The sequence below is a fragment of the Streptomyces sp. NPDC036822 genome, assembly GCF_055609145.1.
This window is the reverse complement of record NZ_JBVJPY010000033.1, coordinates 1-24854: the sequence shown is the minus strand read 5'-3', so window position 1 is coordinate 24854 and position 24854 is coordinate 1. Positions and strand designations below refer to the sequence as shown.

Annotated in this window: 22 protein-coding genes and 3 pseudogenes; 17 read left to right on the top strand and 8 right to left on the bottom strand. The window is 68.6% G+C overall.

Going from position 1 to position 24854, the window contains the following annotated elements:
• Positions 1–96 precede the first annotated feature (96 nt).
• The 3 genes and pseudogenes from ACZ68P_RS34800 to ACZ68P_RS34790 form a co-directional block, all read left to right on the top strand.
• Positions 97–234 (top strand): annotated as a pseudogene (locus ACZ68P_RS34800) (DUF5926 family protein); the annotation flags it as partial.
• A gap of 1107 nt (positions 235–1341) precedes the next feature.
• Positions 1342–1503 carry a hypothetical protein gene (locus ACZ68P_RS34795; protein WP_471013228.1) on the top strand — a complete coding sequence of 54 codons (162 nt, stop codon included), beginning with the start codon at positions 1342–1344 and terminating at the stop codon, positions 1501–1503.
• A 54-nt stretch (positions 1504–1557) separates the two neighbouring features.
• Positions 1558–2763, top strand: coding sequence for a replicative DNA helicase (locus ACZ68P_RS34790; protein WP_471013227.1), 1206 nt, complete (start codon positions 1558–1560; stop codon positions 2761–2763).
• Here the strand turns inward: ACZ68P_RS34790 and ACZ68P_RS34785 are convergent.
• Positions 2730–3095: pseudogene (locus tag ACZ68P_RS34785) on the bottom strand (DnaB-like helicase C-terminal domain-containing protein); the annotation flags it as partial. The gene ACZ68P_RS34790 and the pseudogene ACZ68P_RS34785 overlap by 34 nt on opposite strands.
• A 136-nt stretch (positions 3096–3231) precedes the next feature.
• Between ACZ68P_RS34785 and ACZ68P_RS34780 the strand changes: the two are divergent.
• Complete coding sequence (locus ACZ68P_RS34780) at positions 3232–3888, top strand: hypothetical protein (protein ID WP_471013226.1); 657 nt, start codon at positions 3232–3234, stop codon at positions 3886–3888.
• Here ACZ68P_RS34780 and ACZ68P_RS34775 read toward each other — a convergent pair.
• Together ACZ68P_RS34775 and ACZ68P_RS34770 are read right to left on the bottom strand one after the other, a co-directional pair.
• Positions 3860–4063: a hypothetical protein gene (locus tag ACZ68P_RS34775; RefSeq protein ID WP_471013225.1), complete on the bottom strand. Its 204-nt coding sequence runs from the start codon at positions 4061–4063 to the stop codon at positions 3860–3862. The two genes, ACZ68P_RS34780 and ACZ68P_RS34775, sit on opposite strands and share 29 nt — an antisense overlap.
• Positions 4064–4306: 243 nt before the next feature.
• A complete protein-coding gene (locus ACZ68P_RS34770) occupies positions 4307–5125 on the bottom strand; it encodes a helix-turn-helix domain-containing protein (RefSeq protein ID WP_471013224.1) in 819 nt (272 codons plus the stop codon).
• A 194-nt stretch (positions 5126–5319) separates the two neighbouring features.
• Between ACZ68P_RS34770 and ACZ68P_RS34765 the strand changes: the two are divergent.
• The 5 genes and pseudogenes from ACZ68P_RS34765 to ACZ68P_RS34745 all read left to right on the top strand — a co-directional run bounded on the left by ACZ68P_RS34765 (position 5320) and on the right by ACZ68P_RS34745 (position 8672).
• Positions 5320–6018: pseudogene (locus tag ACZ68P_RS34765) on the top strand (DUF6875 domain-containing protein).
• A 171-nt stretch (positions 6019–6189) separates the two neighbouring features.
• The gene (locus ACZ68P_RS34760; protein WP_471013223.1) at positions 6190–6819 is read left to right on the top strand and encodes a protein kinase domain-containing protein; all 630 of its coding nucleotides are present in this window, start codon (positions 6190–6192) and stop codon (positions 6817–6819) included.
• The gene (locus ACZ68P_RS34755) at positions 6813–7010 is read left to right on the top strand and encodes a GNAT family N-acetyltransferase (RefSeq protein WP_471013222.1); all 198 of its coding nucleotides are present in this window, start codon (positions 6813–6815) and stop codon (positions 7008–7010) included. The genes ACZ68P_RS34760 and ACZ68P_RS34755 overlap by 7 nt, the downstream gene beginning before the upstream one ends.
• Positions 7011–7166: 156 nt before the next feature.
• On the top strand, positions 7167–7304 hold the full coding sequence (locus tag ACZ68P_RS34750; RefSeq protein ID WP_471013221.1) for a hypothetical protein: 138 nt from the start codon (positions 7167–7169) through the stop codon (positions 7302–7304).
• Between the two features lie 795 nt (positions 7305–8099).
• A complete protein-coding gene (locus tag ACZ68P_RS34745; RefSeq protein ID WP_471013220.1) occupies positions 8100–8672 on the top strand; it encodes a hypothetical protein in 573 nt (190 codons plus the stop codon).
• 159 nt (positions 8673–8831) lie between these two features.
• On the opposite strand, the gene ACZ68P_RS34740 is transcribed toward ACZ68P_RS34745, so the two are convergent.
• Complete coding sequence (locus ACZ68P_RS34740) at positions 8832–9161, bottom strand: excalibur calcium-binding protein (RefSeq protein ID WP_471013219.1); 330 nt, start codon at positions 9159–9161, stop codon at positions 8832–8834.
• A 581-nt stretch (positions 9162–9742) separates the two neighbouring features.
• Here ACZ68P_RS34740 and ACZ68P_RS34735 point away from each other — a divergent pair.
• Positions 9743–12226 (top strand): FhaA domain-containing protein, encoded by a 2484-nt coding sequence (locus ACZ68P_RS34735; RefSeq protein WP_471013229.1) that lies wholly within the window; start codon positions 9743–9745, stop codon positions 12224–12226.
• A 1124-nt stretch (positions 12227–13350) separates the two neighbouring features.
• Here ACZ68P_RS34735 and ACZ68P_RS34730 read toward each other — a convergent pair.
• Together ACZ68P_RS34730 and ACZ68P_RS34725 are read right to left on the bottom strand one after the other, a co-directional pair.
• Positions 13351–13614: a hypothetical protein gene (locus tag ACZ68P_RS34730; RefSeq protein WP_471013218.1), complete on the bottom strand. Its 264-nt coding sequence runs from the start codon at positions 13612–13614 to the stop codon at positions 13351–13353.
• Positions 13615–14844: 1230 nt separating this feature from the next.
• Positions 14845–16503, bottom strand: coding sequence for an FAD-dependent oxidoreductase (locus tag ACZ68P_RS34725; protein ID WP_471013217.1), 1659 nt, complete (start codon positions 16501–16503; stop codon positions 14845–14847).
• A 234-nt stretch (positions 16504–16737) separates the two neighbouring features.
• Between ACZ68P_RS34725 and ACZ68P_RS34720 the strand changes: the two genes are divergently transcribed.
• From ACZ68P_RS34720 to ACZ68P_RS34690, 7 genes are read left to right on the top strand one after another with little or no spacing between them, the layout of a single operon-like run.
• The gene (locus tag ACZ68P_RS34720; RefSeq protein WP_471013216.1) at positions 16738–17853 is read left to right on the top strand and encodes a SchA/CurD-like domain-containing protein; all 1116 of its coding nucleotides are present in this window, start codon (positions 16738–16740) and stop codon (positions 17851–17853) included.
• A 52-nt stretch (positions 17854–17905) separates the two neighbouring features.
• Positions 17906–18388: a cupin domain-containing protein gene (locus tag ACZ68P_RS34715; RefSeq protein WP_471013215.1), complete on the top strand. Its 483-nt coding sequence runs from the start codon at positions 17906–17908 to the stop codon at positions 18386–18388.
• The gene (locus ACZ68P_RS34710) at positions 18385–19653 is read left to right on the top strand and encodes a beta-ketoacyl-[acyl-carrier-protein] synthase family protein (RefSeq protein ID WP_471013214.1); all 1269 of its coding nucleotides are present in this window, start codon (positions 18385–18387) and stop codon (positions 19651–19653) included. The genes ACZ68P_RS34715 and ACZ68P_RS34710 overlap by 4 nt, the downstream gene beginning before the upstream one ends.
• Positions 19650–20897 carry a ketosynthase chain-length factor gene (locus ACZ68P_RS34705; protein WP_471013213.1) on the top strand — a complete coding sequence of 416 codons (1248 nt, stop codon included), beginning with the start codon at positions 19650–19652 and terminating at the stop codon, positions 20895–20897. Before ACZ68P_RS34710 ends, ACZ68P_RS34705 begins: the two co-directional genes overlap by 4 nt.
• Positions 20898–20920: 23 nt before the next feature.
• The gene (locus tag ACZ68P_RS34700) at positions 20921–21181 is read left to right on the top strand and encodes an acyl carrier protein (RefSeq protein WP_471013212.1); all 261 of its coding nucleotides are present in this window, start codon (positions 20921–20923) and stop codon (positions 21179–21181) included.
• Between the two features lies 1 nt (position 21182).
• The gene (locus ACZ68P_RS34695; RefSeq protein ID WP_471013211.1) at positions 21183–21662 is read left to right on the top strand and encodes an SRPBCC family protein; all 480 of its coding nucleotides are present in this window, start codon (positions 21183–21185) and stop codon (positions 21660–21662) included.
• Between the two features lie 24 nt (positions 21663–21686).
• Positions 21687–22019 (top strand): TcmI family type II polyketide cyclase, encoded by a 333-nt coding sequence (locus tag ACZ68P_RS34690; protein WP_471013210.1) that lies wholly within the window; start codon positions 21687–21689, stop codon positions 22017–22019.
• Between the two features lie 97 nt (positions 22020–22116).
• On the opposite strand, the gene ACZ68P_RS34685 is transcribed toward ACZ68P_RS34690, so the two are convergent.
• Positions 22117–23145: a methyltransferase gene (locus ACZ68P_RS34685; protein WP_471013209.1), complete on the bottom strand. Its 1029-nt coding sequence runs from the start codon at positions 23143–23145 to the stop codon at positions 22117–22119.
• 45 nt (positions 23146–23190) lie between these two features.
• Positions 23191–24255: a right-handed parallel beta-helix repeat-containing protein gene (locus ACZ68P_RS34680; protein ID WP_471013208.1), complete on the bottom strand. Its 1065-nt coding sequence runs from the start codon at positions 24253–24255 to the stop codon at positions 23191–23193.
• Positions 24256–24854: the final 599 nt, after the last annotated feature.

The window sequence follows — 24854 nt, the reverse complement described above, 5'->3', positions numbered from 1 at the left end:
TCAGACGGCTCGTCGGACTCGATCTCGGTCACGTTGCTGCTGGTCATCGATGCATCTTCCATGATCGGGAGTTACACCGAACGTTTTACAGTCCCGACGGCGGAGCCCGGCACGCCGGTCGCCGGCCGCCGTGTCCCGGCCGAGGGCCCGCGTCTGCAGGATCTGCTCGACCCGAAGGGCGATTTCGCGCCGGAGGTGCACACGGACCACTCACTCTCAGAACCCCATCATGAAAGAGGTTATTGCTGGAATCGCCTGGTCACGGCCCGGTGCTGTTTGGGATGTTGCGCGGGTGCTTCCTATTGCCCTTTTGGCGGGCTGGTGGGGTGGGGTTGGCTCCTGTTGGGGCAGATGGTGGATTTTTGGGGTTGTGTGGGGGTGAACGGGTGGGAGGGTGGGGGTGTTGCTTCGGATCGGTGGTCTGCGGAGTCGGTGTCTTATCCTCCCCCCGGGGATGCTGGCTCGGTGCGTGGGCCTGTGCCGGAGCCGGGTACGGCCCTGTCACCTGTACCAGGGCCGTACCTCCCCCCTTTCGCGCCCGCCCCTCTAAATGTGGCAGGACTCCGGCGCCGGCGACTGTGAAGTCCAGCGGTCCGCTCCCGATGCGCTGGGCGCGGTGTGTCTCCGCGACAGTGACCGCCGCGTCCCGGTTGCCTGGTCTGGCTGACCGGCGCTGAGCACATCCCCCTCAAGCTGTAACCCCGCTATGCGCCCCACACCTGGCGCTGCGGGGCGCATAGCGCCAACAAGCCGTCTGTGCGCCCTGCTGCCGTCACTGCACTGCGCCGGGGTCCGGGGGGGGCTGGGGTTTCCGTGGATCCGCCCTCCGTCGGGCGCTCACGGCGCCGCATACGGCTTTACAGTGCGGGTGTGGATCCTTATATGCGGGTCGGTGGCGTGGCTGCTGACATCTGACCGGCCCTCAGCGCGAGCTGGCGGACCGCCTGGCCGTGCGCGCCGAGTTGCTGCGGGCAGAGGCCAGCCGGGACAGCGAGGCGTTGAGCATCCGCGACGCCATCGCCCTGGCGGCCGTCCAGCTCGGCCTGCGCATCCTGGCTGAGGCCTGACTGGCCCAGCTCAGGTGCCTGCGCGACCGCCATCGGTTCGCCCTCACGCCGGCAGCTCGGGGCAGGGTGTGCATGCAGCCTGTGTCCCGCCTCCGGCAGCCTCCGAGGCCGAGGCCGAAGACAACCGCCGCAAAGCCAACGCCCTGCTGAACGCCCCTCAGGACCCGGCCGAGACAGCCGCGACCGAGTGAGGCCGCAACGCACTGCGGGCCGCCCCATGCCTGGGGCGGCCCGCGAGCACCCCATCCCGCTTCCAGACCGTCAGGAGTGCCATGTGACCACCGTAGACGCCCTCGACGCCCGCCCGTTCAACGACGATCAGGACCACGCCGCCCACACCCGCCTCGACCCGACACCGCCGAACGATGCCGAGGCCGAGCTGTCCGTCCTGGGCGGCGAGCTGCTGTCCAAGGGCGCGACGGCGACGTCGTGGTGACCCCCGCCGACTTCTACAAGCCCGCCCACTAGACCATCCGCCGCCATCGTGGACATGTTCGCCAAGGACGAGCCGGTCGACCCGATCACCCTGAGCGCCGAACTCACCAAGCATGGCGAGATTGCCCGCGTCGGCGGCGCGATCTACATCCACACCCTGGTCCAGCTCGTGCCCAGCGCCGCCAACGCCTCGTACTACGCCGAAATCGTCGCTGGCGCCGCCAAGCTGCGCCGCCTGGCCGAGGCCGGACCGAAGATCGAGAACATGGCCTACGCCGCGCAGGGCGACGCCGACGAAATCGCCAATGCGGCCGGTGCCGAGTTCAATGCGGCCGTGACCGTGCGCGAGCAGAAGACCATCTTCCGTCCCGCCGACCGCTCCGCCGCCCTCATGGACCGCCTGGAGGCCCGTGGCCGGGGCGAGATCACCCGGGGCGTGCCGATCGGCTTCGCCGACCTCGACAGCCTCACCAACGGTGTGCACGGCGGCCAGATGATCGTGGTGGCCGCCCGCCCGTCGATGGGCAAGTCCACCCTCGCCGTCGACTTCGTGCGCGCCGCCTCGGTCAAACATGGCAAGGTCTCCGCGCTGTTCTCGCTGGAGAAGAGCGGCGACGACATCCACGAGCGGATCCTGTCCGCTGAGGCCCGCGTCGCCCTGCACCACATGATCAGCGGCATCTTCGACGACCCCCACCAGACCGCTCTGCAGATCAAGGCCCAGGCGTCGCCTCCAGCAGCGCCACGGCCTCGACCTCGCCGTGGTCGACTACCTCCAAACCTCGACAGGGGCGTGCAGGCCAAGCTGGACGGCCGCCAGGGCAACCGCGACACGGATGCTCAACGCCTCACCGTCCCGGCCGACCTGAGCGCACAGCAGCTCGGCGCGCACGGCCACGCGGTCGGCCAGCTCGCGCTAAGGGTCGGTCAGGTTCCCGCAGCCACGCCGCCCCGCGTAAAGATCCACAAGCGGACCGTAAAGCCACATACGGCGCCGTACACGGTCGGCGGACGAGGAACCACCCAGACGACGCCCACACGATGCCAGGACCGCAGACGGGCGCACAGGCGCCTTCCTGGTGCGCCGGGGAGCACGCCGAGGAGTGGGGCGGGAAGAACCGGAAGCACTGTACGGCGATCTCCGGGGCGATCTTCGCCCCGGACTCCCAGAGGGAGACCTGGACCGCCCCGGAGGCCGTCAAATCGCCGTACGAGCGGTTTCTCGGGTCAGGTCTGCACCACATCCACGAAGCGGCCGTAGTGGCCCTGGAAGGCGACGGTGATGGTGGCGGTGGGGCCCGTTGCGGTGCTTGCCGACGATCAGGTCGGCCTCGCCGGCGTGGGCGGTTTCCTTCTCGTAGAAGTCCTCGCGGTGGATCAGGATCACATGTCCGCGTCCTGTTCGATGGCACCGGACTCGCGCAGGTCGGAGACGAGCGGCTTCTTGTCGGTGCGCTGTTCGGGTCCGCGGTTGAGCTGGGCGACGACGACCACGGGCACGTTGAGTTCCTTGGCCATGAGCTTGCGCTGGCGGCTCATGTCGGAGACCTCGGTCTGGCGGTTTTCGCTGCGGCTGCCGTGCTGGAGGAGCTGAGCCCGGCTCCAATGCCCGCTCGTGCAGTGCCTGGTGGGCTTGCGCTATGCCCTGGTTTTAGCCCGATGGGGTATGTCCCTTGTAGCGCTCCTCAAGGACGCTCTGCTGGACGGATGAAGCATTTAGGGAGAGCTCATGATCCACTCGCTCGACGCAGACGATCTTAGTAATTGGGTGTGGGGGCACGTTCCTGCTGGTATCGCAGAGAGTGAGTATGGTCGCCGGATCACCCAGCAGGAGTGGGATGAGATGGTGAGTTCTCTACTCGCGGATGCGGAGAATTTCGGAGGGCGTCAGGCCATTGCCGATTACCCGGGATTCGATGATCTCTATGCGTCGCTTGCCAGGGTCGGCCTTCAAGCCCCTGCTGAACTCACCAAGCTTGTCGAGTACCTCACCTCGTTCGGCGTGTACGAGGAGGAGCTGGACAGAGATCGCCATCACTACGTGAAGGAAGTCAAAAAGGCCATCCACAGCATCAGGGAGGGGCAGTCGCGAGTCTTCCAGGTGAGGGAGCTCAGGGGCCGCTGGTTCCTGCTTGTCGCCCCGTACGAGGGGCAGTCGCGAGTCTTCCGGGCAGTGCGGGTCTACGGCACTGTCCATGCCGAGGGTGAGCTGGTGAAGACCGAAGGCGGAGGGATCGCGGAGCGGTTCACACGCGCCGGCGTAGCCGCAGCCACAGGAGCGGGTGGGTCCGGGACACTCACCGTACGCTGCAACGCCGATCACTTTACTGCGTGGGTGCAACCACTGCTCGATCAGCTCACCACCAAGCAGATCCAGCTGGCGTAATACATGTCATAAAGCTGGCCTCCCGGTGTACTTCCTCGGCCTGCCAGGAGGCATGTTCGGCGACGGACTCGGGGGCTTTGTTGCCCGTGAACCACCAGCCGGTCCGTGCGACGCGCTTGAGCACGCCCATCTCGGAGACGAAGCTCGCCGTACCCCTGGTGGTGTCGTCGGCCATGCGGTCCTCCGGTGTCAGCGGTTGCGATCGAAAACGTAATGGACGTGGGCCAGCTCGCGCCTGGATCTTCCCGAGAGTACTGCCCGGTCCAAGAGCTGCCCGGTCCGCTCGCGCAGCGGGCCGGCCAACTGCCCAGCGGCCTGCGGCAGCCACCGGAACGCGGTGAGCAGCGCCCACAGCGAGTGGGCGGTTCGACGTAGCCAGGCGCGAGGTGCAGCCCGCGGGCGAGTCCCCGCAGGAGGGTCATCGGATCCCAGCCCGACAGGTCCCGGTCCCGCATGAACGTGTCGTCCGGCTGCGGCAGCGCCCCCAGCCACAGCGCCCAGTAGTTGAGGTTCGCGGCCTCCGCGGTGTCGTCGTCGGCCAGGGCGCGGTCGATGAAGTCCAACAGCGGCTGCGGGTCACCGAGGCGGGCGAGCGCGGTGGCGGTGGAGCGGGCTTCTGCCCAGTGCGGTGACCAGCCCGCCGGGCCAGCACGTCACGGCGCTTATGAAGGGTGTGCGCGGTCCAGGCGGCCGCGTCCACCCCTCGGTCGTACGAGGCGAGGTAGAGCGCCTGACGGTGCAGCAGCACCCCGCCCTCGCCCTGCCGGGCCGCCGCCTCGGTCGTGCCCCGCAGGTGGTCGAAGAACACCGCCCGGTCCGCGGCCGCCAGCTGCGGCGCGACGACGACCGGCCCCCGCCGGGGCCGGGGTAACCGCCCGGCGAGGGCCGGCGGGACGGTGCCGTTCAGCGCCCAGGCCAGCATGTGCGCGGTGTCCCGGCTGTGCACCCACCCGGCCAGCGGGTGCGGACCGCCGGCCTCGCCGTCCAGCCCGGCCGCGATGATCCGGTCGGCCTCCATCGCCGAGTCCAGCCACGGCACCAGCGCCACGTCCCCTCCGAGCGTCGGCAGTCGCCGTCGGAGTTCCAGCAGCGCCCCGGCCCGCATGTTCGCCAGCGGCCGCCGCCCGGACTCCCAGCCCTGCAGCGTTTCCACGTCCACGCCCAGGGCCTCCGCCAGGGCGGCCTGCATCGACGGGATCGACTCGCGGACCAGGCGCAGCACGAACCCGCTCACCACGCCTGCTGATGTTCGCCTGGGCCTGCCCATACCGGCCTGCTCCCCGGTCGCCCTGCGCACCGAAACCCGTACTCACGGTCAGTCCTACCGCATCGAGCCCGCCCGTACGGTCGGGATGCGGTCGATGTCTGCGGCCCCGCCGGCGGCGGTGACGGCGACGACGTCGCGCCCGACCAGCCGGAGATCACCCGCTGGTGACCACCGGACGCACCAGTGCAGCGCCCCGGCCCACCGCCGGGGCGCTGCGACTCGTCGAGGCCAGCACCACCCGGCCGACCTCCGTGGACGTCAGCGACTACGCGCGGCAGATGACCACCCACTGCCCCTACCTCGCCCCGTCCCTCCAACGGGGTCTGACGTCCTGAACGGTCTACCGCGCCGATGGCGCCGCCGACGCCGTCCAGGCGGAGCTCTTCTACGCGGGCGCCCAGGCCGCGGAGTGGCTGCGGCCCTCGTTGAACCGGCCCCGCGGTCTCCTGCGGTGCGAGAACCTCGTCCTGCTGGGTGACGTGCCCGGCGCCCGGCTCCGTGACCTGCTCGCCTGGCCGCACTGGGTGCTGAAGAACCTCTACGGCCTGGTCGGGGTGATGTTCGGCAAGTTCTACGCGGGCGAAGAGGACGTCACCGCGGCCGGCCACCGGATCCCGGCCGCCCCCGCCTCGTTCCTCCCCGTGAGGGCCGTCATCCCTCGCCGCGACCCACGCTTTCTGAGCGCGACCCCTGACCTGGCCGCCGCGCTCACCGCGGCCGACGACGACGGCCGTGACGTGTTGCAGCACATCCCCACCGAGTGGACGGAGATCCGCACATGGGCCACGCACCTGCTCCCCCCGGCGAAGCCGTCGCCCTCCTCACCGGACACACCGGCGAGCTCACCGCGATCCAGCTCCTGAGCGACCGCCGAGGCTCGCGGGCCTGGAAACTCCAGGGCCTCAAGCGTGCCGTCGCGCTGAAGACCAACAACCCGACGGGGGTGACGCCCGCGCCAAGGCCGCCGAGATGGCCCAGGAGGACGACACCTCCTCCACCTCACGGCCGCCGGCGCCCTCGACCCCGACTACCGGGTGAGCGCCGGGACATGGGGCGGCGGCCGGTGGCTCGCCGTCAAATGGATCGACGGCGTACCCCTGTGGCGGGCCTTCGCTCGCGCCCGCGGCTCGGAATGGGACCGTGCCTCGGTCCGCCCGTGGCTCGCGGGCATCGTCCGCACCTTCACGGAGCACCTCGCGCTCATGCATGCCGCCGGGTGGGCACACGCCGACATTCAGCCGACCAACACCCTGGTCACCGGCGACGGCCACGCGGCGGTCATCGACTACGCCCTGGCCTGCGGCCCCGACGACGGCCACCGCCGCGTCCCGTACCGAGGAGCCCTCACCCACACCACCGCCCCCGAGATCGCCACGCAGATCCTCGCCACCCCCGCCGACACCCACATCCCCGCCCAGCCGGTCGCAGACATCTGGAGCCTGGGCGCCTCCCTGTTCTGGTGCTGGACCGGCCACCGCCCGTCCCCTACGACGACGACCCTCGACCGGCTGGAGAAGCTCGCTCTCATCTCCAAGGGCACCACCACCCCGCTGCGCGACGTCCGGCCGTGGCCGTTCCCCGAATTCGAGGACGCCATCACCGCGTGCCTGGCCCCCGACCCCGCCGACCGTCCCACCGCGAAGGAGCTGACCACCGCATGGTGACCCTGCGCCCCCGGGCCTTCGAGGACGCCGCCGCCCTCACCCGCGTCTACAGCGGAGCCTCCATCCGGCACACCACCAGCAAGCCCCTCACCCTCGACCAGGCCCACGAGAAGATCCGCACCGCCCTCGCCCGAGCCGCCGAAACCCCCCGCGCGCAGTGGAGCTGGGCCATCCTCCGCAGGACGACCTGATCGGCCTGGTCGCCCTGCGCCGACGAACCCCGCTCATGGAAACCGTCAGCTACATCCTCCGCGAGGACAGCTCGGGCCACGGCTACGCCACCCAGGCCGCCCGCCAGGTCGTCTCCGTCCGCCTTCACCACCGCCCGCCTGACCCGGCTGGAGGCCATGCACCACCCCGGCAACCCCGCCTCCGGCCGCGTCCTGGCCAAGGCGGGGTTCACCCGTGTCGGCACGTCCGACTGGCACATCGACGACGGAACCATCGCCTACGAGCTCTACGCGTTGGAGACCGCTGCCACCTGAACCAGCTCCCCGGCTCACCTGGCGGCCGCGAGCTGGGGCCTGTCCGGTCCGGTCGCCGGCTCGGGCGACGCCCACCCGGCGGTGACGGCGCCACCGGCTCCGGCCGACGACGACCAGGCGGCGGGGCTCCGCACACTCACCACGCTCGGGGCGTCACTCACCACCGACCTCACCACCGCAGGTCACAGCCCTAGGAGCGCGAACTCACTGCACTCCCAGGGCTGCCGCGCCTCGTCCGCCGCGCCGACTTCGCCATGCTGTCACCGGCCGGGCCTGTTCCCGCCCGGCCCGGCTCCTGTGGAAAACGCCTTCCTTGATCCCGATAGGGTCGGCACCAGCCCGCGCCGATATGGCGTGCGCGGGCGAGGCCCGGTGCCCAGCGCGCTCTGGGAGCAGTACCACCGGGCCGCCCCCTCCTTCCCGCTCCACCTGTACGTACGGATCGCCTGCACGAGTCGGACGGGTGCGGCTGGTGAGTACAGCTCACCATGGTGAGTTCGGCCGTGACCCTGATAGGTCCACCCCCTGTTTTCCCAGGCGAATGGCCCTGCTGATAGGCGGGGCTGATAGGAGATCGGGCTGTAGCACGCGCCTGCAACAGGTCGCGGTGACAACCCGGACCCGAGGTCGTCCCGGAGCCGAGCCCGTACCCGGACGGCGTCCACCTCACCCTGAGCAGGGCAACCGCTCCGGCGGGCGGGCGCTGACGGCAGGACTTCAGAAAAGGAGGCGGCCGCTGTCAGCGCGGGCGAGTACTTTCCGCCAAAGCGCACGGCAAGAGACAGAAGGTCATCCATGGCACTTGGCGACGACATCCACTCTGACCTGGACAAGATGGTCGGCAACTCCTGGAGCATCCGGAACGGCAACGTCGTCCCGGGCATGGACGACGTTGGGCTCTACAACAACGACGCGGTCAAGCTGGACGCCGTCTACCTCTACGCCGACCTCTTGGGCTCCACCAAGCTGGCCCGTGACTTCATCCCGGAGGTCGACGGCAAGGTCATACGCGCGTCGCTGCGCACGGCGTCCACGATCATCAAGAAGTACGACGGCGAGATCCGCAGCTACGACGGCAACCACATCATGGGCATCTTCATCGGCGACTCCAAGAACTCCAACGCCGCAACGGTTGCGCTGAAGAACAACGCCGCGATGCAGATCGTCCAGCCCGCCCTCTACGCCAAGCTGCCGGTCCTGTCCAGCAACGGCTATCTGCCCCGGAAGTGCGTCGGGATCGCATCTGGAGAAGCGTTCATCACGCGAGCCGGCATCCGGGGCAGCAGCGACCTGGTGTCCATCGGCCGAGCTCCGAACGTGACTGACGTCTATCAGGCAGCGCACCGCATTCGCAGCTGGCGGATCTGAGCACGCAGATCGAGCGGCTGCGGTCGCAGCAGCCGAGAGCCTTCGGGGGGTGGCTGCGGGGCAAGCGCTGCCGACCCCGCAATGCCCACCGGGCTTCGCCCACGAGAGGTCAGTAGCAGACCAGTGCCGGCCAGGCCGCCGATCCGGGGGCCGGCGGCATCAGGAACCAGCGTTTGTGCGGCGCCGGTGCAGCGCGTAGGCGAGTCCCGCCGCGGAGACGGCAGCGAGGCTGAGGCCGATGGTGGTCTCGGCGGCGGTGGGACCGTAGGAGCCTCCGATGCCGCCCTGGGCGCCCCGTGAGGGCATCACTGTCGGCCGGGTAGGCGTGGGGAGCGGCACCGGCACGTTGGCGCCGCTTCTGCGCGGAAGCCATTCGCAGGCGATTCCGTCGTCGGTGCCCCGGTCCTCGTCGAGCCGGTGTGGATCGCTCGGGTCTCGGTTGAACTCGGCCTGGGCGTCCTCCTGAAAGGAGAAGTTCTCGCAGTTCATATCCTGAGCGTGCGCGTTTCCTGCCATGGGAACAAGGGCTCCGATAGTCAGGGCGATGCCGGCTATAGCGGCGCGTGGTTTCATCCGGGCCTCCTCGCGGTCGGTCGACCGTCAATTCGACGTTACGAGCGCCGGGTCACCACGGCGCGCCAGGCTAGGCCGAAGCGTGCCCAGCGGGGCGCCCGCCGCGGCGAGCAGGCCATGTCCCTCGGATGCTGAGGGCTTGCTGCCGCATGAGGGTGCTCTCCGGCAACCATAAGGTGGTCACGAAAGCACCGCGCCTGCCGCCTGGCGTTCGCGTGTGAGCTTTTGGGAGCTGCGACAAACGTGGTTACGTCTTCCTCGGCACTGCCACAGTGGAAGATCGAGCGGTTTCGGTCCGTGATCGCCCGCCCGGTGCTGCAGGTCGGCGACGAGGCCGGCCCCTAGTGAGCAGTCGTGCTGGCGAGGCAGTGGCTGCCGGGGTGTTCGTGTGACGCCTGCTTGCCGATCCTGCCTTCGACCAGATGCGTCCAGGGGGTATGTGCGGCGCAACGAGGGAACCGGGCATAACGCCAGGTCACGTCGCTGCCAGGTTGCTGGTGGAGGTGATCCGGTGGGCGACCGATCCGGTGAATTACGGCGACACACCATGCGTGATCACACATGGTGGCTATAGAACTACTATAAGTAATCTGTTCATCTCATCCGTTCGCGCTGCTGTGCGGCGGATCGGTACCCCGGAGGCTGTCGTGGGGACCCTGAACAAGATCGAACAAAGTTTCGAAGCTTTGGTCAATGGTGCCTTCGCCAAGGTTTTCAAGTCCGCGGTTCAGCCTATGGAATTCATCGGCGCCCTGCGGCGTGAGTGCGACATCAACGCCAGGATCTGGAGTCGGGACTGCACCATTGCGCCCAACGGCTTCGTCGTCGAACTCAGTCCAGGCGATCACGAGCTGCAAAGTGCGTGCCTGGTCATGCTCGGCGAGGAGCTGGTGCGAAAGCTGCGTGAGTACGCTGATCAACAGCGCTATTCGTTCGTCGGCCCGTTGAAAGTGCAGTTGCAGCGAACCGAGCGTCTGAAGGCCGGGCAGTTCCGTGTGCGCAGCCGGCTCGAGGTACCGCCAGAGGTCCAGTACGCCTTGCAGGCCAATCAGCGCTACCGCGCCACCTACGCCCCTTCGGTCAGGCTCGGTGATGCAGCGTTCCCCTCCCGGCAGCCGTCTGCCGTAGACATCCGGCGGGGTGACAAGCAGGTCCTGACGGTGGAGCAGTTCATATCCTTCGGTCTGACCTTCGCCCAGGACGGCACACTGGTGCGTGCCGACCCGCCGAAGCCTCTTGCCGCAGCACCGGCAAGCCCGCTGCACCACCTGGAACCCGTCAGGGACCGCACGGGGGTGGCGATTCTTCCCCGCACCGACCGAGCACCGCGTGCACTGCCTCCCGGACACGGCGCGCGCCCTGCGCTCGAGCCCAGCGGACATCATGCGCACCGCCCTTCAAGGGAAACCGTCCACCGGTACGCCACCAGCGCGTCCGAGCCTCTGATCGTGAACGTGGCGGTGGGCAAGCCGCCGGCCACTGCCGTTTCTGTCGGCGGTCTCAGCCACACCGAGGGCTCACCGCGCCGGTCCGGCACGCCGAGCCCACCGCAGGCCGAGGAGCGCCGCCGTCCTCACGCCGCTGATCCCGCGCCCGGCGGGCCGCCCCCACCTTCCAAAGCTCTCGCCCCAGCGAAAGGACTCACCGTGAGCAATGACCGCGACCACAGTGCCGACGGTCCCGCACCCGACAGGAGGCGAGAAGACTCCGACGAGCCCGGCCTTGCCGCACCGGCCTCGTGCGCCGTCTACGAGCCCCAGGGGGCCTCTTCACAGGACGAGCAGATCGGCTTCGATGCCTCACCGACCCACGCCGCGGATCGCCACACAGGGGGCCCCGCCATGCGCAGCCCTGCTGCGGACCGCCTCCCCCCTCTCTATGCCAACCGGGCGCACCTGTCGCAGGGCGCCCCGGGAATGCCGCAGCACTACGCCCCACCGGCTCACCACGGCCCGGCATACTGGACAGCGCCGGACAGAGGCAGCCGCCCGGGGGCCCTTGGCCGCAGCGCAGCGGTCGAGCTCTCATCCGACCGCCTGCTGCGCACCAGGCCCGGCGAGCGTCGAGGACTGAGCCGGCTGCGCATCGGCGGCAAGAACGCCGAACGCGAGCGCGAGGAGAAGCTGGCCATCCTGCGCACGCCGGTGATGCAGTGCCACAAAATCGCCGTCATCAGCCTCAAAGGCGGAGTCGGCAAGACAACCACGACCACCGCGCTCGGCGCGACTCTTGCCACGGAGCGCCAGGACCGGGTCGTCGCGATCGACGCCAACCCCGACGCGGGAACGCTCAGCAGACGCGTGCGCTGCGAGACCACTGCCACAATCCGGGATCTCGTAGCCGAAATCCCGAACATCGACAACTACATGGCCGTACGGCGCTTCACCTCCCAGTCCCCGAGCGGACTGGAGATTCTGGCCAACGAGGCAGACCCCGCGCTGTCCACGGCGTTCAACGACGAGGACTACCGACAGGTGGTCGGCTGTCTGGGCCAGCACTATCCCATCGTCCTGACCGACTCGGGAACAGGCCTGCTGCACAGCGCGATGCGGGGAATCCTGGATTTCGCCGACCAGCTGATCGTGGTCGCCACGCCCAGCGTGGACGGCGCCACGAGCGCCAGCACGACCCTGGACTGGCTCAACGCACACCACTACGACGACCTCGTTCAGCGGAGCATCACCGTGATCTCCGAGGCCCGCAAGAAGAGCAAGATGGTGAAGGTGAACGAAGTCGTCGACCACTTCCGCGCACGCTGCCGCGGCGTGGTGATGATTCCCTTCGACGAGCACCTCGCCACGGGCTCGGAAGTCGACCTGGAGCAGATGAAGCCCAAGACCCGCCAGGCCTACTTCGACCTGGCAACGCTCGTGGCAGCCGACTTCCCCCGCACCCAGCCCGAGGCCGTGAGCTGGGGCGCCGCCTATGCCCACTCGGGTTACAACGCGGCAAGCATGTTCGCGGCCCCGGCAAGGGGCTGATCGCGCGAAGCGTCGGCGTGCGGTCGTCGGCGACGCAGGTGGGTGCCTGACCGACCGTCCTCGGCCCCACCAGGGCCGGTGGCGCATCACTCACGCGTCATGACCGCCCATCCGCTCCAGCGTTCCCCCGCGGCTCCCACCGCTCCTGGTGCACCCACCGAGGGCGCAAGGGAACATAACCTCGGCCGGGGCGGGAGCGTTGAGCAAGCTAACCCCGCCCCACGGGGTGCGCTACAAGGGGCCCTGGCCTACCCGGCAGGGCCCCTTCGCGCACCCCGCGTCCGCCGTCGTTCCTTGGCCGGCCGTCGCCCCTCGCCCATGAACGTCCGGAAGCAGCCCTCATAACCGCGACCGGAGTAGGAACATATTGGCGAATTGGGGCGCATGGCCAGAATTCTGAGCATGAGGTGTCGTTGCTGGAGCGATATCCCTGGTCGAGTGATGGTGGCCCGCACAGCGGGTTCATGTCACCGATAGCCGCCTCCACCTCGCGTCGTTCATAATTGGTGGGGGCGGCTTTCTCGTGTTGCCGGCAATTGAGGGTGCCGCGTTGTCCCGATGCGCCTGTCCGCCCGAAGGGCTTGATCGGGCCCGGTCGCCGTAGCGGGGGGAGCCGAGCTACTCCTCCCCGGAAGTCATCATCGCTACATGCTGCGAAGACCCGGATCAAAGGCAGGCAAGCGCTCTCATCTCGGGTGAGGGCCGCCTCGCAGGCACGCGGTCCCTGGGTTCCTGCGACAGGATGCGCAGCCGATCGCGCCCTGGCGGAAGAAGGGCGGAGGCGGACGGCACTCCACCTGCGCCCGCAGAAGTGGAGAACTGTCGCGGCGCGTCCCTCGAGCACGGCCGCTCTGGCCGCGGGCGGATGCTTGCCCAGTGGGCCGGTGTGCAGGGGTGAGGATTTCGGATGTAACCGGATCGGCCCGGGCATGCGTTCGCGGAACGGCCGCCGGGACCGTTCCGCGAACAAGGAGCCTGCGTCAGGCCAGGTTGTTCAGGGGCGAGAAGTGACGGTCATCGCCGTGATCACTGGCGAGAGTTGGCGGTGGCCTCCACCACCGCCGACCGTCCTGGCGTCTTTATGTACCCTGTCCCGGTCGGCTTGAGGGCTTAGAGCCAGGGATTTACAGAAGGCCGAGAAGGAGGCCGTTCTCGTTCGAGCCGGAGTCGGCTCCGTTCCCGGCGAACACAGGGCCGTTGGCGCAGATCTGCTGGTTGGCGCGCGCAGGCGTCGAGCCGTTGCCGAGGAGCCCCAGCCCCAGGTTGCCGAGGTTGATGAGGCCGTTCTGCACCGTCCCCTGGTGGATCTCCTGGTGGCACAGCGCCGGGTCCCCGCCGTTGCTGCCGAAAGGCGTGCTGTCGGCGGTGGCCACACCCGCCCCGAGCATGCTGAGACTTCCCACAAGGGCGGCTACAACAGTGGCCTTACGAAGGTTGCGCATGACATCTCCACGTTCGTCAGACTCGGATATGAGTCAATCGCGAGTGATACTGTCGAGCCGATACGTTATGTGGCTAATTGCCCCTTTTGGAATGCGGCGCGCCGAGCACCGCTGCTGTGTAGAGGCCGGCCGGCACCCAGCCGAGAGGGACTGCCCTGGTCTCGTCGCTGCTCCATAGCCGGCCAGGCGGAGTCATCGCCAACGCCGTCCTCCGTCACTCTGGTTGCATCGGTTTGGCGCAGTGCGCAGCCCGGCGTGCTGGGTGTTTCATCAGCCCCGGCTCTGCTGCGACCAGCAGGTGTCCGGGGACGGCTGGTGGCGGATGGGTGACGTCGGCTACCCCACCAGTGGGGCTGTGTGCATCTGCTCGACCGGGAGGTCGACCTGATCGAGGGCTCCCAAGCCCGGCCCGGTCGAACGGGCACTTCTTTGTCAGGCCGGGTCGCTGACCCCGCGCCAGCGGCTGAGCCGCTCCTGGGGACCCCATGGACGCCCGCACCCTTTCCCGGGAACTGTTGTTTCGCCTACCGGTGCTGTAAGAAACCCGACTTCGGTCGGAAGGAGTCTCTGGCTGGCGAGTGCAGCCCCCCGGGGTAGGTGATGTTCGGGCCGTTGTTCAGGCGGGCTCTGTTGGTGCAGGGTGCCGTCGGTTGCCCGCTGTGCCGCTCTCGGGGCAGCTCGGAGGCCGCACGGTCGGCGTAAGAACATATTGACGAATTGGGGTACATGGTCAAAAATCGGGGTATTGCGTGTTGTTGGTGTAGCGTTATCTTTGGTTCGAGTGATGAGGGCCCGCACAACGGGTTCAAGTCACCGGTGGTCGCCTTCACCTGGTGTTGTTAAATGGGTGGAGGCGGCTTTTCCATGTGCCGGCATCGGGGCGCTGCATGGTCCCTTGATGCTGCCTGCCCCTCAGAAGCCCGGCCGAGTAGGCCCGGTGGCGTGTGCCGGGTTCGTTCGGCTGCGGGCCATCATCCAGCAGGCCGTCCTTTGCGCGGCGGCGAAGCCGGCGAACGAGGGCGGGCCTGTACTTCCCGCGCCCTGTCCCATCCCGTTGACGACAGCCCTGGGCTGCTCTGCCCGGCCCGGCGCCTGACCGGGGCATTGTTCAGTCAGGCGCCATCGCTATCCAGGGCAGCCGTCGTCGATGGGGCTGCCGCACACTTCGTTATGCGGCTACTCCAACCCGAGGATCGCCATGATTGCGGTCCGCAGCTCCCTGCCGGGGTCTTCCGCGGCTTCTTTCGAGCGCCAGGCGACGAACCCGTCGGGTCGCACCAGTACGGCCCCTGACGCGGTGACGCCGTGGACCTCGGCCCAGTCCGAGTCGCCTGCCGGGGACAGATCGGCGTCGTGGCCGTCGCCGATCCGGTAGGAGGTCAGCGGCACCGCAAGACCGTCCGCCACCCGTCCGGCTGCCCTGTGCCACCCGCCCGGGTCGCCCGCGCAGCACAGGAGAACCAGAGTCCGCTCGTACAGATCCAGGGTGGTGATGCGCTCTGCGGTCCGGTTCACCCACATGTGGGGCGCCCGGGTCCCGGGCTCGCCCGTCAGCCGCAGCCCGTCGGGTACGACCGGCATCGACGGGTCGGCGCCGTGGACCGCGCCGTGCGGGTAGCCGTAGCCCAGCACCACGTTGAGGATCCCGCCCTTCCTGCCCGCGGGTCCGCTTGCCTGCGGGCCGGGGGCGTACCCGGGATGGCTGTGCTCGACCGAACGCGACGAAGCGCGGCTGCTGGTCGCCTCGGCGACCGGCCGGCGCTCGCTGCCGTAGGACGCGAGCAGACCGGGACCCGCCCAGCCGTCCAGCACCGCGGCCAGCTTCCAGGCGAGGTTGTGCGCATCCTGGATGCCGGTGTTGGACCCGAAGGCACCGGTCGGCGGCATCTCGTGGGCCGCGTCCCCGACCAGGAAAACCCGCCCCTGTGCATACCGCTCGGCGACCCTCTCGGCGGCGTGCCAGGGAGCTCTTCCCGTGATCTCCACATCCAGGTCCGGCACCCCCACGGCCCGCCGAATGTACTGTGCGCACCGCTCGTCGGTGAATTCCTCCAGCGTCTCTCCCCGCTCGGGGTGCCAGGGAGCATGGAAGACCCAGCGGTGCGTGTTGTCGACCGGCAGCAGCGCGCCCTCAGCCTCCGGGTTGGTCAGGTAGCACACGATGAAACGCCGCTCACCGACTACGTCCGCAAGCCCGCGGGAGACGAAGGTGATGCTCACGTTGTGGAACAGATCGCCCGGCCCGCTCTGGGGGATGCCAAGACGCTCGCGCACCGGGCTGCGCGGTCCGTCCGCCGCCACGAGGTAGTCCGCGCGAATGGTCAGGTGTTCACCGCTTTCACGGCTCTTGACCTGCGCCGTCACACCCTCGGAGTCCTGCTCGAACGACATCAGCTCCGTGGAGAACCGCAGATCCCCGCCCAGCTCCAGAGCGCTCTGCCGCAGTACCGGCTCCAGATCATTTTGACTGCACAGGCACCACTGGGCCGGGCTGAAACGTGCCAGCCCCCCGCCCTCGTCGATCTCCTTGAACAGCCACTTGCCCCCCTCACCGACCAGGCTCGGCGCCTGCAGGATGCCGTTGTTACCTGACAGCACCGATGCAGCATCCTGGATGCGCTGCTGCAGCCCGGCGCCCCGGAAAAGCTCCATCGTGCGCACGTTGTTGCCGCGCCCGCGCGGGTGGATCGAGGTGCCGGCATGGCGTTCGACGAGCATATGCGGCACGCCCAGGCGCCCCAGGAACAGCGAGGTGGACAGGCCCACCAGAGAGCCACCGACGATGAGGACGGGGACGCGCTGTGCGATCTCGCCGGTCTGTTCACTTCGGTTCATAGCCTGCCTCCAGCTCACCTGCGACGCGAGATCGGGGTCGGGATGCACATGCTTGCCTGTCCCCACCTCCCCTCGCGTGCCGGAGGCACCCAGTTGCCGTGCAGTTCACTCGTCCGCTTCGCCAGGCTGGCGCACCTGCCGGGACCCGCTCAACGATCGGCACACGGCGCCCCCTGTACATGTGGCACGGCCGTCGTTCCCGACATCCCCTGACGAAGAGACGAGGTGCGCCGGATGACCATCTCGGGGCGCGTATCACAGTCGGCATTCGACGGCTCGCGGCTGCGGGTCATCTTGCTGCTCGACCTGTACGAAGGAGCCCAGGAGCAGTTCCTGGAGGCCTACGAAATCATGCGCAAGCAGGTCGCCTCCGTCCCCGGCCACGTCAGTGACCAGCTGTGCCAGTCCATCGAGAACCCCTCGCAGTGGCTCATCACCAGCGAGTGGGAGAGCGCCCCGCCGTTCCTCGCCTGGGTAAACAGCGAAGAGCATGTCGAAACCGTCAAACCCATGCACAGCTGCGTCAAGGACACCCGCTCGATGCGCTACAGCGTCCTTCGCGAGACGAGCTCGGCCGCCCACCGTGCAGCATCACCAGCCAAGCAACTCGCGGCCCGCGTCGGGGAGGGCGTCGTACGCCACGCCCTCACCTTCACCGTCAAGCCGGGCAGCGAATCCAAGGTCGCCGAGCTCCTGTCCGGCTACCAGTCGCCAAAGGCCCAGGTCGACGAGACGACCCGCCTGCGCCGCACCTCTTTGTTCATGCACGGTAATCGCGTCGTGCGGGCCGTGGAAGTCGAGGGTGACCTCCTCGCGGCCCTGCGCCACGTCGCCCGGCAGCCCGAAGTGCGAGCGGTCGAGGAAGCCATCAACCCCTACCTCGAGCAGGACCGGGATCTGACCGATCCTGAGTCGGCGCGCCTGTTCTTCACCCGAGCCGCGCTCCCGGCCGTGCACCACGTGACATCCGGCAGGCCGGCCCCTGCCGGCCTGCGACGGCACGCGCTGTACTACCCGGCCAAGGAGGGCTGCGGGATGGAGCTGGCGCGGCTCCTGGCCGAACAGGACGAGGCGGCGGCAGCGGTCCCTGACAACCCGGTCCACAGCAGCACCGTCTTCCAGCGCGACGACATCGTGGTCCGCCTCATCGACATGGCAGGCGACCTCGATCTCGACCCCCTGGCCTCCCTCGGCATCAAGACGTCCGGTACGGCGGCGAAGCTCGAGGGCCTCCTCGACGGGCCCGCCATCGGCGCCGAGGGCTCCTTGGATGACGAACGCACCGTCAACCGGCTCCTGTCGCACGCCGAAATGCAGTCCGTCACCGACCGCACTGCGGCGATCTCCTGACGACAGGCCGCCGATCGCGCCGGCACTCACGCCCCACCCCGGAGGAACAACCATGCTCAACCAGCGGCCCCGCATTGTGAGCCTGACCGACACGGAGCCCAACCGCAGGCGCGGAGGTGACCTGCGGGCCATGCTCACGCCGGCCACGGTAGGTTCAACCAGCGGCTTCATGGGCCTGGCCATCGTCCAGCCCGGCGAGCGCATCGCAGAGCACTACCACCCGTACTCCGAGGAGTTCGTGTACGTCGTCTCCGGCGAACTGGAAGTGGACCTGGACGGCGTCACCCACGCTCTGCGGCCCGACCAGGGGCTCCTGATCCCGATCGACATGCGCCACCGCTTCCGCAACGTCGGCGACGTCGAAGCCCGCATGGTCTTCCACCTAGGTCCGCTCGCCCCGCGTCCGGAACTCGGCCACGTCGACACGGAGACCACCGACAACGCCGGACACACCTCCCCGCTCGCAGCCACCGGGCCACACCTGTCCGTACACGAGCACCGGCGGGCCCCCGAGGCAAGCGGGGCCGTCGAGTGACCCGGCGTGTGGCGGTCACCGGTATAGGTGTGCTCGCTCCGGGCGGAGCCAGCGCCTCGGCGTTTTGGGACCTCCTTTCCACCGGGCGTACCGCGACCCGTGGAATCACCCTCTTCGACCCGGCAGGCCTGCGCTCGCGCATCGCCGCCGAATGCGACTTCGACCCCCTCGCCCACGGACTCGAACCGGAACTGGTCGATCACGCCGACCGGTACATCCAGTTCGCCGCGGTCGCTGCCGGGGAGGCCGTACGCGACTCCGGGCTGGACACCGGCAAGGAAGACCCCTGGCGCGTCGCCGTGTCCATGGGCACGGCCGTCGGCGGCACCACCCGTCTGGAACACGACTACGTCCTGGTCAGCGACAGCGGCCGGCGATGGGACGTGGATCACCAGGCGGCCGGTCCGAAGCTGCACATGGCGTTCTCGCCGAGCACCCTCGCCTCCGTCGTAGCCGAACGGTTCGACGCCCGCGGCCCCGTCCAGACCGTCTCGACCGGATGCACCTCCGGCCTCGACGCCATCGGCTACGCCTTCCACACCATCCAGGAGGGCCGGGCGGACGTCTGCATAGCTGGGGCGTCGGACTCGCCGATCTCACCGATCACCATGGCCTGCTTCGACGCCATCAAAGCGACCTCACCCAATAACGACGACCCGGAGCACGCTTCCCGGCCCTTCGACGCCAACCGCAACGGCTTCGTCATGGGCGAGGGCGCAGCGGTCCTCGTACTCGAGGAGTATGAGCGAGCCCGTGCCCGCGGCGCGCACGTGTACTGCGAGATCAGCGGCTACGCCACCTACGGCAACGCCTACCACATGACCGGCCTGACCAGCGAAGGGGTGGAGATGGCCCGGGCCATCGACGCCACGCTCGACCAGGCCAGGCTCGACCCCACCCGGATCGACTATGTCAACGCGCACGGCTCGGGCACCAAGCAAAACGACCGGCACGAGACAGCCGCCGTCAAAAAGTCCCTCGGCGCCCACGCCTACAGCACCCCCATGAGCTCCATCAAGTCCATGGTGGGGCACTCACTCGGCGCGATCGGCGCCATCGAGGTCGCCGCCTGCGTCCTCGCGCTGAAACACCAGGTGGTTCCCCCGACCGCGAACTACGAGACACCCGACCCCGAGTGCGACCTGGACTACGTCCCCCGCACGGCCCGCCAGCACAAGCTGAGGAACGTCCTCTCAGTCGGCAGCGGCTTCGGTGGCTTCCAGTCCGCGGTGCTCCTGACCGAGCCGGGAGGCAAGACACGATGAGTACCCAGCGCCCACGGCGTGCGGTCATCACCGGAATCGGTGTGATCGCCCCCAACGGACTACGCGTCGACGCGTACTGGAAGTCCGTCCGTGAAGGCCTCACCGTCCTGGACCGCGTCACCCGCGAGGGATGCGAGCAGCTGCCCCTCAAGGTCGCCGGCGAGGTCCGCGGCTTCGACGCCGCAGCCCTCATCGAGGAACGCTTCGTCGTCCAGACCGACCGGTTCAGCCACTACGCCATGGCCGCAGCCTCCCTCGCCCTCGACGACGCCGGCCTGAGCGGAGAAGACCCCGAAGGTCCCTTCTCCATCGGCGTGGTCACCGCTGCCGGATCAGGAGGCGGTGAATTCGGCCAGCGAGAGCTGCAAAAGCTGTGGGGGCAGGGATCCAAGTTCGTCGGCCCCTACCAGTCCATCGCCTGGTTCTACGCCGCCAGCACAGGGCAGATCTCCATCCGCGGCGGCTTCAAAGGGCCCTGCGGAGTCGTCGCGAGCGACGAAGCAGGCGGCCTGGACGCCCTGGCCCACGCAGCCCGCACCGTACAGCGCGGCACCAGCGCAGTCGTCGTCGGAGCAGCAGAGGCACCACTGGCCCCCTACTCCGTGGTGTGCCAACTCGGATACCCCGAGCTCAGCACCGTAGAGGACCCCACCTGCGCCTACAGGCCGTTCACCACCGCCGCCTGCGGCTTCGTACCCGCCGAGGGCGGGGCGATGTTCGTCGTGGAAGACGAAACCCGCGCCCGACAGCGCGGAGCAGAGGTGCGCGCCGCCCTGGCCGGCCACGCCTCCACCTTCACCGGCGCCTCCCGCTGGGAGGAATCCCGCGAGGGACTCGCCCGAGCCATCCAGGGCGCCCTCGACGAGGCCGGCTGCCATCCGCAGGACATCGACGTCGTCTTCGCCGACGCCCTAGGCGTACCAGCAGCCGACCGCGCCGAAGCCCTGGCGCTCACCGACGCGCTGGGAGCCCACGCCACCCGCGTGCCCGTCACAGCACCCAAGACCGGAACCGGCCGCGCCTACTGCGGAGCACCCGTCCTGGACACCGCGGCGGCCGTGCTCGCCATGGAACACGGCCTCATCCCCCCCACCCCCAACGTCTTCGACACCTGCCACGACCTCAACCTGATCACCACCCGCGCCCGCCCCGCCGAGCTGCGCACAGCCCTCGTCCTCAGCCGAGGACTCATGGGATCCAACGCGGCGCTGGTCGTGCGCCGCGCAGACGAATCCGCCCGATAGGACCGGGCGGGAAGGAGAGCACCATGAGCATCACCGAACTGACCTACGGCGAACTGGCCGCGCTGATGAAGCAGTCGGCGGGAGCCACCGTCGACCCCACAGAGCTGCAGAACGCCTCGCAAGCTCCCTTCAGCACACTCGGCGTCGACTCACTCGGCCTGCTGGGAATCGTCGGAGAGCTGGAGAACCGCCATGGCGTGGCACTTCCCCCCGACGCCGAGCGCAGCAAGACCCCGGCCGACTTCATCAATCTCGTCAACAGCGCCCTCAAGACCGGAGTTTGACATGTCAGGCCACACCGACAACAGCATCACCATCGACGCCCCGCTCGACCTCGTCTGGGACATGACCAACGACATCGAGAACTGGCCCGGGCTGTTCACCGAGTACGCCGCCGTGGAAGTGCTCGCCCGTGAGGGCGACGCCACCACCTTCCGCCTGACCATGCACCCCGACGAGACGGGCAAGGTCTGGAGCTGGGTGTCACAGCGAACCGTGGACCACGACAAGCGGACCGTCAGCGCCCATCGCGTCGAGACCGGACCCTTTGACCACATGAACATCCGCTGGGAGTACGCCGAGCAGCCCGACGGCGTCCTGATGCGCTGGATCCAGGACTTCGCCATGAAGCCGGACGCGCCCGTCAACGACGAGCAGATGACGGACCGCATCAACCGCAACTCCCGCACGCAGATGGCCCTCATCCGCGACCGCATCGAGCAAGTCGCCCGTCAGCGCCGTCACGCCCCGGTCATGCCCGGCTGATCACAGCAGCAGGAAGGAACCCTGATGCACCACGCCCTGATCGTCGCCCGCATGGCACCGGGCTCGGCGCCGGCGATCGCCGATGTGTTCGCCGCGTCCGACCGTGGTGAGCTCCCGCATCTGGTCGGAGTCTCCCGGCGCAGCCTCTTCCAGTTCGGCGAGGTGTATCTGCACCTCATCGAGGCGGAACAAGATCCGGCTCCCGCTATCGCGCAGCTCGCCGGCCACCCGGAATTCCGCAGCACCAGCGAGAAGCTGTCGGCCTACGTCAGCGCCTACGACCCCAAGACGTGGCGCAGCCCCAAGGACGCCATGGCGCACTGCTTCTACCGCTGGGAGCGGGACGCCGGCTCCTGACCGGGCAGAGGGCACAAACAGAAGAGCCCGAGGCCGCCGCCCCCGCGATCGACGCGGAGGCGGCGGCCTCGGGCTTTTCTGGTGCCCGGTCCCGCGCTCAGGCGGGGACGGTGCACTCGAACGCGTGAAGGTAGGCGTTCACCGGCCGGATCTCGCCGATGACCAGCCCGGCCTCCACCAGCCGCTCGGACATGCTCTGCCGCGTGTGCTTGGCGCCGCCGACATTGAGCAACAACAGCAGATCCATGGACGTCGTGAACTTCATCGAGGGTGTGTCGTCGATGAGGTTCTCGATCACGACGACGCGGGCGCCGGGACGGGCCGCCTTGCGTACGTTGGCCAGCGCCCTGCGGGTGCTGTCGTCGTCCCACTCCAGGATGTTCTTGATGACGTACACATCAGCCTGGACCGCGATGGTCTCGCGGCAGTCCCCTGGCTCGATCCGGACGCGGGACGCGAGCGCCCCTCCCGCCCGCAGACGTGGGTCGGCGTTCTCCACCACCCCCGGCAGATCAAGCAGCGTGCCCTCCACAGCGGGGTACTTCTCCAGCAGACTCGCCAGAACGTGACCCTGCCCGCCTCCGATGTCCGCGACCGACGAGACGCCCTGCAGATCCAGCAGGTCGGCAATGTCGCGCGCGGACTGCCTGCTCGAAGTCGTCATAGCCCGGTTGAACACGTGTGCGGACTCGGGAGCATCCTCGTTGAGGTGGACGAAGAACTCCTTTCCGTACACGTCCTCGAACACGTTGCGGCCTGAGCGCACCGCCTCGTCCAGTTGCGGCCAGACGTCCCACGTCCACGGTTCGGTGCACCACAAAGCGATGTACCGCAGGCTGTGCGGATCGTCCTCGCGCAGCAGCCGGGACATCTCCGTGTGGGCGAAGGTGCCGTCGGCGTGCTCGCAGAAGACACCCTGACAGGCCAGGGCGCGCAGCAACCGCCGCAGTGTCTGCGGCCGGGTCTTGAGTGCCGCCGCCAGGTCCTCCACCGTCATAGGCGTGTCGTCCAAGGCGTCCGCCACACCGAGGCGGGCGGCCGCACGGACCGCGGCAGCGCCCGCCGCCCCGAAAACGAGCTCTCTCAGCCTCATAGGCGGCGGGGGAGCCGGATCAACAGTCGTCATCAGCGCCTAGCCTTTGCTGTCGTGCCGGGTGTGGTGGTGGGGCAGTCAGCACATGCCGACAGGCTCCGAGACCGCGCAGGTGTTGTCGCGGAAGGTGTTGCCCTGCCCGGTGTCGCGGTTGGCCAGATCGGCCGTGCCATTACGCAGGACGACGTTGTCGCGGATCTCGTTTTGCTCGTTGAGAGCGCCGACGAAGCTCTTGTACAGCACGATGCCGCCCGACAGCGGGGAGGCGCCTACGTTGTCCTCGACGATGTTCTGCGTCACCAGCGTCTTCTCGGCACCGGTCAGGACGATTCCCGAGCCCTGGAGGAAGGACAGCCTCGGGGTGGCCGGGCAGTGCTTGTTGTTGGCACTGATGCGGTTACGGCGCACGCTCATGTCCCCGGCGCGCGGAGGGACCTCGTCACCGACCACGAACACCCCGGCGCAGTTGCCCTTCGCCTCGTTGTGTTCGACGACCAGGTGCCGCAGCCGCCGGACCGTGATACCGATCCGGTTACCGGACAGGAGGTTGCGACGGATCACCGTCCCCTCGGCGTCGACGGCGCCCTTTTCCCGGTCGATGGTGTTGGCGACGAAGATCCCGGCGTCGCCGTTGTCCCGGGCGATGTTGTTGCTGAACTCGGCCCGCACAGAACGCTCCTGAGCCAGGCCCCACTGCCCGTTCTTCTCCGCGGTCACTCTCTGGACCCGCAGGCCCTGGGTCCGCGTCGCCCACAGCCCACTGTTCTTGAAGCCCCTGAGGGTCAGTGAGCGGAGGTTGACCTGCCCGACAGGCCGCTCGTCCGTCCCGGTCACGCAGATGCCGTGGCCGGCCTTGGCGCACGCGTGGTTGCCGGGCTTCTCGGCAGGCACGATGACGCTGGGCGAGGCACCCGAGCCCCGCAGGGTCAGACCCGACGTCGTGATGGTGACGCTCTCACGGTAGGTCCCGGGAGCCAGGACGATGGTGTCACCCGGCTTTGCCGCGTCCACGGCCTTCTGGATGGACTGGCCGGGGTGTACCCGGTGCACTGCGCGGTCGGCCGCCGCCGGGGCGCCGGCGCCTGCTGCAGAAGCGATGAGAGACAGAGTGAACGCCGTGTAGGCGATCTTTCGTTTGGTCATGCGCCGAAGCTATGAGCGTCTGGTCCGACCCGCCACCAGTGATCCCCCTACCGTGCCGACTGTCCCTCGGATGCCCCGCATCGATGCTCCTTCGGCCCGCAGCGGCAGACGTGATCCGGGCGGGCCGCAGCTTGGGCCGCTCGGAGCAAGGCGGCGATAGGCGTTGAAGCCACGCAAGGCAGGGGCCTGCCGACGGGTGCGTGCCTGCTAACCGGTCACACGGCTGATGTGTTGTCCTACAGGTAGGCCGGGCGTAGGCGTTGACGGCTCGAAAGGTGAGGTGACGGCAACGAGCGGAGGCGTGCACCGTCCCAGGCTGCCGCCACCGCTGAAGGGAACCGCACCGGGCCGGCCCTTCTCCGACTCCGAGAGATCGTTCTCTTCGGACCGCGGGGCTCGACTGGCCCGGTAGGGCCCACAACAGCACTGGCTAATCCGGGGTCGCGGCCCCGCTGGTTGCAGAGTGACCAGGAGCCCTCGTACGGCAGTTGCTCAGTGAGCTTTTTCAGAACGGCTCCGATCGGGTGACGGCTGCGTCTCGCGACGTCGACTGCTGTCGCAGCTCAGAAGCCAGTCAACCGAGAAGAGCCGTCCACCCC